We start from the raw sequence: 12915 nt of genomic DNA on the forward strand, positions 1-12915 counted from the left end.
TAAACAAAAGCTTCCTATACAACCTATATAGTAAATGGAAGTATTATGCATTCATATTAAAGTAGCAAAACTCAAATCATGTGAATTTTCTATACCATCTGATAGTAAATACTTTGTATCTACCTTGACTGAATACGAACAAATGTAGACACTTCATGGTAACTATTGAAAACCTAAACACGAAAGGGCTGTCATAATCACTTCATTTCAGGTAATATGTGGGTAATAATTGCTCAGATATATTCAATTCGTTAACTAGCACTAACCAGAGCCCCTAATTTTAACGCACTATCCGAAAAAATTCTCCTTCCACAAGCATGTGAAGGGCGCTAGACCAACGGTAGGGGGATATGAATTTCGGTTCGGCGTAGCCAAAAAGAACTTGGCTTGGCTTTTTATTTTTTTGTTTTTATTTTGATATAATTAGTCTTATCAAAATAAAAGATTGGTATATCAATGCAATGAGATCGTAATCATCATGCAGTATTCTTATTGCATGATCCTCTTGTGTTAGTTGTAAAATATAGAAGAAATGTATTTTGTACGACTGTCTAAAACATACAATGTAACTTTAGTCGGATAGCATCATGGTGTAGACCATGCTCCGACTTTGTTCAAGGTACATCCCAATACAGAAACGACAAAGTTTATTCAGGCTTATAAAAGTGCAAGGTCTCGACTCATTAAGAGAGATTTTCCGCAAGTAAAAAAGAAACGGTGGAAAGAAATGTTTTGGTCAAGAAGTTTCTGTTTAGCGACTACTGGTGACGCAACACTAGATGTAGTTAAAAGAATATTGACAATCAAGGTGAAAAGTGCGGTGGAGGTCATGTTGAAAGCATATAAGTATCGTATCTATCCGAATGATGAACAACGATTATTTTTCGCAAAAACATTTGGTTGCGTTCGTATCAAGCATCCCAAACATGCATAGATACATCCATCAAATATCCTACACCTGCACAATATAAAACTGATTTTCCTTTTCTAAGGGAAGTTGATAGCTTGGTGTTAGTAGAATCTAAATAAGGTATACGCTAATTTCTTACGTGATAAATCCGTTGGATTTCCAAAGTTTAAAAGTAAGAAAGATAACCACCGAAGCTACACAGACAATTCTTTGAATGGATAAAATCTGTTACAATTTCTCAAACACCTACTGGTAAATATTTTATATCCGTATTGGTAGCAGAAGAGGAAAAGCTATTCCCTAAAATGGATACACAAGTGGGGATTGATGTTGGCTTAAAAGACCTTGCAATATTGTCTAATGGTACGAAATATAGTAACCCTACATGGTTGAGAAAAGCTGAAAAAAGAGTAGCGTTTCTACAACGTTCTTTGTCACGTAAAAAGAAGGGTTCGGCCAATCGAAATAAAGCTAGGTTAAAAGTCGCAAGACTTCATGAAAAGATTGCGAATCAACGTAATGATTTTCTTCACAAAATAAGTAGCGAAATCACAAACGAAAACCAAGTAATTGTGATAGAAGACTTGAAAGTGAAGAACATATAAAAAACCATACGTTAGCAAAAACAAGTCGTGAAATATCTTGGGCTAAATGAAGAAAATATCTGGACTACAAGCCGTATGGAAAGGTCGTGATTTGATTATCGCACCTAAGAATTATGCAAGTAGCCAACTATATTCTTGCTGTGGTTACAAAAACAAAGATGTCAAAAAACTAAACCTCCTTGAGTGGGACTGTCCATGTTGTGGCACTTTAAGTATCCAAAATGTTGGTATCATTTATTTTTCCACCTTTCTTGTTATAGTTAAATATCAAAACTGATACACTATGAACATGATGAATGATTATAGAAGAGCCAAAACAACCGTATCATTAATAAACTACCATTTTGTGTTTTGCCCACGATACAGAAGAAAGGTTTTTCTTCACACAAAAGTAGAAGAACGTTTCAAAGAGTTGGTTGAAGAGATATGTATCGAACTGGATGTTGTTATTGTCGCGATGGAATGTGACAAAGACCACGTTCACTTGTTCTTGCATACCCTTCCAACACTCAGTCCTGCTGATACAATGGCAAAAATCAAAGGAGTGACATCAAAGCGTTTAAGAGAAGCGTTTCCTCATCACGCGCATTTGCCAAGCCTGTGGACTCGTTCCTATTTTGTTTCTACTGCTGGGAATGTATCAAGTGAGACAATAAAACAGTATGTAGAAAGTCAAAAAACAAGGGGGTGAAACTTGTGACACAAACCATGACGGTCAAAGTTAAATTGCTTCCGACAAAAGAACAAATCAAGTTATTGGAACAAAGTAGTCACGAGTACATGAAACTCATTCATACACTTGTATCTGAAATGATTGAGGCAAAGAAAAGCACAAAGAAAAGTACAAAGGATATGGAAGCCAACCTTCCAAGTGTGGTGAAAAATCAAGCAATTAAAGATGCAAAAAGTGTATTTTCTACAAAAGTGAAAAAGAGTACATACCAAATCGTTCCGATTCTAAAAAGACCTGTTTGTGTTTGGAATAACCAAAACGATTCATTCGACTTCACGCACATTTCAATCCCGTTTATGGTAAATGGAAAGTCAACTCGTTTAAAGGTTCGCGCCTTATTAACCGACAAACATAATCGTAACTTCGACTTGTTGAAACACAAGTTAGGTACACTTCGTATCACAAAGAAATCTGGTAAATGGATCGCTCAGATATCTGTCACGGTCCCTACAATAGAAAAAACAGGAACGAAAATTCTAGGAGTAGACTTTGGTCTCAAAGTTCCTGCGGTAGCCATCACAGATGATGACAAAGTTCGTTTCTTTGGAAATGGTAGGAAAAACAAATATATGAAACGTAAGTTTCGAAGTGTTCGTAGGAAGCTAGGAGAAGCTAAAAAACTAAATGCTCTTCGGCAACTTGATGATAAGGAACAAAAGTGGATGCAAGACCAAGACCACAAAGTGAGTCGTGAAATCATTGATTTTGCAACGGATCATACTATCTCTGTCATTCGATTGGAACAACTAACGAACATGAGACAGACGGCACGAACAAGCCGTAAAAACGAAAAAAATCTACACACTTGGTCATTCTATCGTCTCGCACACTTCGTCGAGTACAAAGCAAAGTTAGCTGGTATAAAGGTTGAATATGTGAACCCTTCTTATACAAGTCAAGCATGTCCAAAGTGTACTGAAAAGAACAAGGCACAGGATAGAAAATATAAGTGTCAATGTGGATTTGAGAAACATCGCGATATCGTTGGAGCGATGAACATTCGCTACGCAACTGTGGTTGGCGGTAATAGTCAATCAGCCTAAGAACCTATATGGTCTGTCTTAGGAGGGGTGATGGCACACCCTCATCTTGAAGACTGTTCAAAACAGAAATGGACTGCGAACGTTTCGTCATTCAAGAATCCCATCCGTTACACCGTAAGGTGTAGGACTTGCGGCTTTAGCCGTGGGAGTGTCAAGATAAGGATATAAACGCAAGCATCAACTTGCTCAAACTAGCTATGTAATTGGTTTTTTCGTTAGGACGTTAAGTGGCGGGTAATTCACACGGACCGTTAAAATGGCATAGCATCCTGTTAACTATTGTTCTTCTTGTACTCTTTTAGAGAGCACACAATTAAAACAACTTTGTATACACGTTCCCCATTACATGAACAAAAAGAAGCTAGTACCTTTGAATAAGGCATTTGCTTCTTTTTACATAGACTCTATAATTATTTGTCTTTCATACCATTTGTTGAGTTTTTCATTGACACTTTTTGAAATACGTTTCATTTTTTTATTACAAAATCTCGATAGCGTAGCAGGTGATAACCCTATTTCATCTGCCATCTCACGCATTGTTTTATTTTGATGCACATGCTGATACATAATTTTTTTTAGAATCATATCTTCTAATCCTATAGTATGTTGTTTTACTGTATTTGTAATATAATGACTTTCTTGTTTCTCTTGTAAATCTATTGTTCTTTTCTTCACTATATTATCTATATTATTGATCAATTCTTTTGGAGGCAGAATAATGATTCCTAATTTCGCATAATAATTCTTAAACCAATTACGCCCTCCTATTTTTGTCTCATCCAATTCTTCCGCATATGCCCAATGTGAGATTACCTTTTCTTTTTCTAAGTCCATTAAAACATTTTCTAGTTGTTCTCTAATTCGATGTGGACGTCCATTCGTTATTTTGATACCCATTACAGATAACAAACCTTTTTCTCCACCAATCGAATATGGTCTTTTTAGAGTACTGTATTGTTGGCGGATTCTCCACTGCCATGATAAATAACGTATTAAACGTTTATGAAACTTGTGTCTATAGCTGTTATATTCTAGTGCTTTTTTTGATAATAACGCCGTTGTACTATTTGAACCATACAAATAGCCTGATAAAAAACTACCTGGTTTAATTTTACAAGATTCTATTCCCATATACTCATTGGTATTCTTGTCTCTCCATAACACTACGGAATCCAGTACGAACAGCCTTTTAATCACTTCACGTTTCATTTCAAATTGTTGGCCAGTTTCTGCCTGGTCGTTTAGTACCACAATTTCATTCTCATCATTCAAATAAATAAAAATACTTGCCAAAGCTGCAATACGTTGCGCTACCTTTATCTTATCTTCTGCACGATAGTACTCTACACCATTTGCAGAGGCTTTTGGCACATTACACAATTCTAATACATTTTCATAACTAAAATCTATAAATTCATCTGGAGATTTAGCTTGATTTAACCACTGGATTGTAATTGTATCCAAACAATCTGCTGTAAGATCATCCATATTACTAATTACTCCGTCAACTAATATAGACCATCGTTCTGCTTCGTTTGTGTTAACTAGTCTCAAATCCTCGTCCTTATGTGAAGATAGTTGCGCAACTCCACTTGAATTTTTCGTTTCTAATGGTAATACCGGTTTAGCTACGATTTCATCTTCTTCAAATTGATTCTTTGCTATGCCATCACGTAATTGATAATACATGGCATCATTACTTACAGGATAATATTCTCCGGATATATCTACTATATGGTCTTGAATCTTACTGCCTTTAGAGTGTGAAATTTGGGCTGATTCAAGCACTTCAAATTTCCCTCCTAATTCTTGTTCAATGATCTTTCCTAGTACATTCTGAATCTCAATTTTATATTTATTCAGGTTGGCATAAATACTTAGCACCGATATCCCTTGCTCTTGTTTTTGACCTAACCAAGAGACAAGTGCTGAAAACGAAGGCGATATATTAGCTGACGTTACTAATTTTTCATGATTCTCTTGTACTTCGTTATAATATTTTTTCCATTTGGCCCATAATGGTTCGTTTTCTTCATAAATTGGGGCAGCAAGTAGGAGGGCGTCACTGAACAATACTAATACTTTCTCCATATTTTAATACCTCCTAACAAAGTGAATGACCTTACACTTAGTATTTCTTACAAACTTACTTGCAGTGGCAGATTCTCGTTTACATTTTAGAAAAGTGAAACGTCATAGCCATATGATGGCTACATATCATAAAGTTAAGGCATTTCTGGAATATTTCATTCCGATCTAGTTACATAAAGAGATATGAAATACATATACATCTTACCTCTTTACCGCATACCTACAAACGTAAACTTACACCTTCATACATAATTTTGAGGAAAGAAATACTTCTATCAGAAACTGATAAAACCATTCTTATTTAGAAAATTACTACTCTACAATACCGGTTCAATTGTTGATTGTAAATAAAGTCGTAAATTTTAGCAACATGTGGAAGTAATTTATTACTGTGATTAAACCCTATATTCTTTGTTTATTGCGTTAATAGACTGTATTGAAATACCTGATAAAATTTAAAAGCGATTACTTTTCTTTTATAGCTGTTGAACTAAGAAAAAATTAGCCCAAACTTAGAAGCAATAGAACATATCACTAATTCAACTTACAAAAAACACAAAATTTACCGTGAAAGCATTACAAAGCTTAATTAAATTTAGATATGAAAAATGAACCTTCATGAACACTGTACTTTTTGTCCTACACCTTCTCATTTTTAGCGTATGTCAGACAAAATTGAAAACTATTGGCCTACTATACAAATAACACCTTACTTGAAATCATGTAACCCTACACTGATATCAACTTTGTATTTTTAATCCCATATAGCTCTATTTTGGCAATAATTTATCAATTCTTGAAACGTTATAGCCATATGGTGGCAACAACGCTTAAAAAAGAAAGAAGAATTCCCCAAGAAGCATTCTTCTCAAAAAAAATTTATTTTATGTAATTTAGAAATAAACGTTGATATACAGCCTTTTCATAAAAAAGAAAGAAAAATGAAATTAAATCATTATAGCTATATGGTGGCAACTTTTTTTATCACAAAACACTCAAAAGTCCATATATATCTAGGGTTATAGTAGTTTTCAATATAATTTAAGTTATTTTTATAACATGAAACGTTATAGCTATATGACGGCAGCATTTTTGAAATCAAATGAAACGGTTATAGTTATATGACGGCAATAACTTTTGAAGTACAAGTTATTTTAATCCCTTATATAACAACTATTATCTACTTTCTATCAAATAATTTCATTCAATAAAAACATGAAACGTTATAGCTGTATGATGGCAACTTTTTTTCAAAAGAACTTTGCATGAAACCCTATAAACTTACTGATTCGTAAAGGTTTAATGCAATTTGTTTCACGTTTCATTTTTTATCATCTCCACAGACCTATAGTGGCAACATTTTTTTTTCATAAAACGCCAAATCCCCTACTGTACAAGCGTTCAAGGTGCGTTTCATTTTTTATTTGTTTTTCTTAAAGGGACAGATTGTACTAACCTTTGATTTGATATAATCAAAAATGAAATTCTATATCTAATTATAGAAAAACTGTACGTTACATAAAAGACCTGCGGTAGTATGTCAACTGAGAAATAACAAAGTTTAAAGTTGCCAAAGGTCAATTTGTTTAAAAAAGGCATCACGAAACTAAACCAGTAACGAATGTAATTTACTGGAAAATAATGAAAGGTAGCGATGACAAAAATTTATGTCATTCTTTCACACACCTTCCAGGCGTAAAAAGTTGGTGGCTACGTAGTAGCGCATCCACCAATCGCACAAATTTTCTTGCGGTTAGAACGAGTGCACGTTTGTGTTGATGTTTTGGTACTTCATTATATTTTTTCACGTAATACTCTTGATAATCTGATACATGCTTTCTTACTGAATTGGCGGCTTCAACTAAGTAATAACGCAAGTAATGATTACCTGTACGGGATAATGAAGTATCTTCAGCTGTAAAACGACCAGATTGGTGCTTTCGCCAGTATAATCCAGCGTATTTGGCTATTTTTGTTTCATCGTCAAATCTTTCGATTTGGCCAATTTCAGCAATGATACCGGCAGCGAAAACAGGACCTACTCCAGGAATAGATTCAAGTGTTTGGGTCAAACCAGCCATGATTTTTTTAATAGACTTTTCTAATTCCTTGATTTGCTGTTGAAACGTACGAATGACTGCGATGGATGTACCTAAGATGACATCTATTGAATCTTCTACAACCTTATCCAAGCGATAAGAAGCTTTCACAGCTTTTTGAATGGATGCTGCTACGCATTTTGGATCACCAAAACGGTTTCGACTTTTTTCCTGTAGGAACTCAGCGAGTTCTTCTAAAGGCATATTAGCTAGTTCCTCTAAGCTGAATTTTTCAAGAAATAGTTCTGTCATGGCGCTACCAAATACGGAAGTATCCACCTCTTGTGAAAATGTATTACATTTAAAACTTAGGTGTTGAAGAAAGTGTTGTTTTTCTTTCGTTAACATTTTGACAAGTTGGTATCGTGATCGAGTTAATTGCTGCAGTGCCACGTACTGGCTTTCTTTTACGATAGACATTTGATTGCGGCCAAATCGTAAGTAATCAGCAATGACATAGGCATCAATCTCATCGGTTTTATTCATGTCAGAATAGCTTTTCTTAAAATTTGCGACTTGCTTTGGGTTTAGGAGAAATACTTTTGCTCCAAAACGCTGTAAATCTATATCATGGTGAAGAAACATAGAAGGATGAAAGCTGTAAACAGAGGTGGATTCTAGGCCAATCTTAAGGATGTCGACCTCTTTCCCTGCAACACACTGTAATAATTTTTCTTTGAGTGTAGTAGCTCCTGGTAGGTCATTACTGACCGAAAAAGAATCCAGTTTTTCTCCATCACCATTTAAAAAGCAAACTTTCATATCAAACGAACTTACATCTAAACCAACAAATAATCTCATGTAAGAGACCTCCCTTCTATATTAGAATCATTTCTTGGACGTCTCGAGATATCTCTAGTGTGTACGCCGACCAACAACCTCGTGTATGAGAGCTAGTCCTGAATCGAAAGCCGCCCTAGAGCTACTATCATCTAGGTTCGAGGGGCAGGCTGCTCAGCCTGCGAGTAGGGAGTCCCGCACGTTCACTGAGAAACACTCTTCAAATGTGGTAAATCCACAGGAGGTGAAAGAATTGTCCCAAATGATCCTACAATCATTATCTAGAAATATCTTGAGACGTCCAAGTATTTTTATTTATAGGGCTCTTATTAAGAAGAAAATCTAAGCCTGTAATAGGGCTTAAATATTAATATACGAGGAGGTGAAAAAGATGGCAAAACCTTTCGTTCTAAAGAACAACCGTAGTTTAAATGGTAAAACAACAACACCAGTAATTGTAACTATAAAATCTTGGAAAAAATTAGTGGCAGCATTAGAAGATAAATATTACAGTTTTAAAGATACTTATTTAGAAGACATTGTGAAATCAATGTCTTCTGAAGAAAAAATTGCCGATGAAGACGGATTTGTTCAACAAACAAGGCCTTCTTTTTCACTAAAAATAAAAAAAACGTTAAATAAAGGAAATATCTTTGATAAAAATGAAGGTAGAAAACATAAGCTATATGGTATTACAAATGCTGATTTAGAAGTATTTCTATTTCTCCATAAAAAATGTAATACCTATGGTGAAATTTCACATGTATCTATTCATATGCTTTGGGAAGATTATAAAAACTATAAAGAAGTATTTGCACATATTCACCACTCACAATTTTATGTGGCTTTGAAGAAATTAAGTTTCCACAACATCATTTCAATCGAAAATGAATACAGTGGTAAATACAAAATAACCCTAAATGATTTCATAAATAAAGAAACAAATAAAGCAAATGCATATACATTTATTAGTCCAATAGTATTTACAAAGGAATTCTTTGAATTATCTATTGCAGCTAAGAAACTATTCATAGATATAGCAATGCAACAAAAACGCGAAACTACCTTGAAACGCTCTCTATTTAAAGTTGATGAACAAGGAAATTCAACTCATTTTGGCGGTATGTATCGTTACTTACATAAAAAATACCCACATCAGATTCACACTGTACTTGAGGAATTAACAACGAAGCTACCTGCTACTGGATCTCCTTTATTCAAAATTGGCAAGTTAGAAAAAGGGAAAAAGAATAAAAAGCAATATACAACATTGTATTTATCTGTACATCCGGATTTCTTATGTATGAGAGAAGAGGGGACAGACTACCGTGATCCATTTACAGCAAGAGATACATATAAACGTAAAGTTCAATTCATAGAGAACTTGTTAATTGAAATGAATATTGCCGAATTTACAAAAGATATGAATCAATTTATTAATGTCTTAAAGTACTCTTGTCATCGTCAAATCCGCCAGGTAATTCGCGGCTTACGAGAAATAATTGATCGACAAGAAGAATATCCTAAAAATCTTGTTTATACACTAAGTAAATTATTAAAACAATCTTCTCAATATCGTGTATTAGACACAGCTGCTAAAACTGGTATTTATCCTTTAATTACAAATAACGTACCAAAACATAAACAAGAAGAATCCATCTTCAAATTTGGTACGCATTTTGCTATATACTCGTTACGGAATGTTCAAAAGTTATTCCATAAAGCTCATGATCTTCTTCATGCTAAATATGCTGTACCTGTAACCATAGATGCTTACCAGCGTAATTACATGCAATATCAAGAGGAATCGCTATTTAGAAAATATGCTTATGAGCAAGGAGTAAATATTAACGCATATACAGCATTAGAGATTCACATTCGCGAACTATTAAAATCTAACGGTCATACCGGAAATAACATGCCTAGTGATATTCGTGAACTATTTATTGAAAAAATTGATAAATTGCCGAAGGAAAAGATTCGTGTAATTGCAGTCCCTGAAGACTTTAATTTAACTCTGTTTCTACAATCCTTAGAATCATACTACCGTTCAACAAGTGACATACCATATACTGTTGATCAGCTGCTTCCAGCAATATAAATATACAGCCCTCTATTTTTGAAAAAAACATAAATAGAGGGCTATTCGTGATAGAAATAGCCAGCGGAATATATCACTACCAACAAATCAGAGAGAAAGTTTTCAATTTTAGTGATTACAACTCTCTATTTTTATACACTTTTATACATTTGGCATGAAAGAAAATCAGTTATTCACATATTATTGACATAAAACAAAGAATATTCTGTCTTTTTTTCTGGTTTTATCAACAAAAAAACATAAACATATTTATAAATTTTGTTGATATCTTAATAATTATGACCATATGTGTATAATAAAGAGCTTTAAATACCGTTATTATCATGTTCTATCTCTAAACCTACTAAAAATCAACAAAATTTATGTGAATTTTGTTTAAAAAGTGAATTCTGTTCCTAATATTGATCACTTTGTGAATAGTTTGTGTGTAATTATTTAAAAATGTGGAAAATATGTTAATAAGTCACCGGAATTTTCACTTATTATCTATTCAGTTAGTTGCATCAAATTAATGCTGATTATATGTAGGTTTCTGATCCCCATTTGATGATATTTTGTGGTTTTAAATCTGTATCAAATTCAGTAAACACATTTCCAGTAATTACCTTTTATGATTTTTTATGACTAGAGTAATTATGGATCTTTATTACTACAATATTTAAAGATTATTTTTCCTCTGTATAGTAGTTTTATCTTTTATTTATATTTTAAAGATATATAATATATTAGATTTTATTATTTATTCTAGAAAATAAATCTGTATATAAACAATTTCATTTTTAGATAAAAGAGAAATCTGTTTATAATAAATGAGTTAAAACAAATCTTTTCAATGTAAAAAATTCAAACTACTAAATAGTTTGAATTTGCCAATTCGTTAACTTATTAAGTTGAAATTAATTCAATGATTCAATTAACAACATAATTAAAATGAACTAGATATATTATGTGTAAAAAGAACCCAAAGACAATATAACTCAAAATAATTGCTTTCAGCTTAGTAAATTGAGTGATTAAATACATCTGAATCCTTTTGGACTATTAATTAATAAAAACCATTATAGAAGGTTCTAGGCGCTTATAACAACGATCAGAAATTAACATATATTTTTGGGGCTAATTCATATTAAAAACTAAATAAAATACTTTCGATTACAACACCATTCACACGATAAATCAAATATATTCCAGTACTTATTATTAAAAAGACAAGAAAAATCTTAATAACGTTATACATATATTTAGAACTGTTCATACAATAAATTATCAAATTTTACAGCTAGATAGTAACTATCTATATGTTTTTGCATAAGATACCATACGAAAGGGGAAATTAAGCCCTAGTCTCATATTGTTGTAACATATGAGACTTGTTCACTATCTTGATTTTCGTTCTATTGGTCTAGAGCATCTGAACTTATACGACTTGTTAGTTTTCATGGGGAATATGAATATTAAAGAACTTACAGTTTGTCCTAAGGGCATGTTTTTATAAGGTTTTTGTGGGGATTAATGAATTTAAATAAAATAATAGTGGATGATGAAAATTAAAACGTTATCACCATCCACAGACAACATGATAACTATGCCTAGATATCAAGAAGGTTAAGAATACTTTTACTATAACAGCAAATAGCGTAATACAAAATAATAAAGATGGCCTTTTTCAAAGATAAAGTCTGAGATACACGTTGTTTTATTCATCTAATCCATAATTAAATATAGAAATACAACAAGCACGTATGCATGATTAAAGACCCTTTATTATATGATAATTCAAACAGTACGCGGCCAAAATCAAACATGGAAATTAGATGAGAAAGTGCCCCCGAAAGATACTAAAGTTATCTACTGATTAGTTTTACCACAAAAGCTTACTTGCGTTTTCCTTTATTACAATTTGCCCGTCTATTTATTATAATAAATAATTTCCCTATTGATTGAAACAACATAATATATATAAGTAAAGACTTTTTTGCTCGAATATTAGGGGGATTTTTATGAGAAAAAAAATGGAATCTATTCCTTTATCATTCTTATCAAACCAATGTATATATCAACGTAATAAGTGGAATCGTGACAAGATTATAAAAAAATTACAGATGTTATATAAACAGAGAGCAGACATTTCAGATAGTGCTTTACAGAAAAAACATACGGATTTATATAGTGCGATTTTTAGAATTTTCGGAAAAGGTGGGCATCGAAAAGCAATATTAGAAGCTAATCTTCCTTACAAACATATACGCAAAAAAGTAGCATGTAGAAATTGGGATGAGGAATTTATTATCCAAAGTTTACAAGTACTATATAAACTTGAGGTAGATATATCATCATCGAACTTGAAAAAAATTATAATAACTTATATGAAGAAATTAGAAAATTATTTAAAAATCGAGGTGGACATCGTGCTGCTGTTGAATTGTCTGGGATTGACTATTTATTAGTGAGAAAAAAAACAGGGCCTAAATTTTAAAGAAAAGTACTGAAGTGTACATTTTCATAAAAATAAGGCCTTTTATATTCATTTCAATATTTTTATTATGAAATATG

Annotated in this window: 9 protein-coding genes and 1 pseudogene; 8 read left to right on the forward strand and 2 right to left on the reverse strand. The window is 32.7% G+C overall.

Translation table 11 applies throughout. The features are described 5' to 3' along the window. Nucleotides 1–492: 492 nt before the first annotated feature. The 6 genes and pseudogenes from tnpA (MHH55_RS30620) (at nt 493) to MHH55_RS30645 (ending at nt 3291) form a co-directional block, all read left to right on the forward strand. Nucleotides 493–846: pseudogene (tnpA, locus tag MHH55_RS30620) on the forward strand (IS200/IS605 family transposase). Next, on the forward strand, nt 830–934 hold the full coding sequence (locus MHH55_RS30625) for a helix-turn-helix domain-containing protein (protein ID WP_254849772.1): 105 nt from the start codon (nt 830–832) through the stop codon (nt 932–934). The pseudogene tnpA (MHH55_RS30620) and the gene MHH55_RS30625 overlap by 17 nt, the downstream one beginning before the upstream one ends. A 239-nt stretch (nt 935–1173) precedes the next feature. Continuing rightward, the gene (locus MHH55_RS30630) at nt 1174–1515 is read left to right on the forward strand and encodes a transposase (RefSeq protein WP_254849771.1); all 342 of its coding nucleotides are present in this window, start codon (nt 1174–1176) and stop codon (nt 1513–1515) included. A gap of 46 nt (nt 1516–1561) precedes the next feature. Then, entirely contained in the window at nt 1562–1792 is a 231-nt protein-coding gene (locus MHH55_RS30635) for a transposase (protein WP_254849770.1), read from the forward strand. 12 nt (nt 1793–1804) lie between these two features. Beyond that, a complete protein-coding gene (gene tnpA / locus MHH55_RS30640; RefSeq protein ID WP_078187466.1) occupies nt 1805–2206 on the forward strand; it encodes an IS200/IS605 family transposase in 402 nt (133 codons plus the stop codon). A gap of 5 nt (nt 2207–2211) precedes the next feature. Further along, nucleotides 2212–3291, forward strand: coding sequence for an RNA-guided endonuclease TnpB family protein (locus MHH55_RS30645; RefSeq protein ID WP_078187462.1), 1080 nt, complete (start codon nt 2212–2214; stop codon nt 3289–3291). A 393-nt stretch (nt 3292–3684) separates the two neighbouring features. Here the strand turns inward: MHH55_RS30645 and MHH55_RS30650 are convergent, their stop codons facing one another. Continuing rightward, a complete protein-coding gene (locus MHH55_RS30650; RefSeq protein WP_078187461.1) occupies nt 3685–5382 on the reverse strand; it encodes a helix-turn-helix domain-containing protein in 1698 nt (565 codons plus the stop codon). A gap of 1670 nt (nt 5383–7052) precedes the next feature. After that, the gene (locus MHH55_RS30655; protein WP_340880302.1) at nt 7053–8282 is read right to left on the reverse strand and encodes an IS110 family transposase; all 1230 of its coding nucleotides are present in this window, start codon (nt 8280–8282) and stop codon (nt 7053–7055) included. Nucleotides 8283–8652: 370 nt separating this feature from the next. On the opposite strand from MHH55_RS30655, the gene MHH55_RS30660 reads away from it, so the two are divergent. Further along, entirely contained in the window at nt 8653–10362 is a 1710-nt protein-coding gene (locus tag MHH55_RS30660) for a hypothetical protein (RefSeq protein ID WP_078187980.1), read from the forward strand. Nucleotides 10363–12362: 2000 nt separating this feature from the next. Beyond that, on the forward strand, nt 12363–12809 hold the full coding sequence (locus tag MHH55_RS30665; protein WP_340882028.1) for a hypothetical protein: 447 nt from the start codon (nt 12363–12365) through the stop codon (nt 12807–12809). Nucleotides 12810–12915 lie beyond the last annotated feature (106 nt).

The sequence above is a fragment of the Bacillus sp. FSL K6-2944 genome (assembly GCF_038005385.1).
In the GTDB taxonomy this organism is placed as follows: domain Bacteria; phylum Bacillota; class Bacilli; order Bacillales; family Bacillaceae_G; genus Bacillus_A; species Bacillus_A cereus.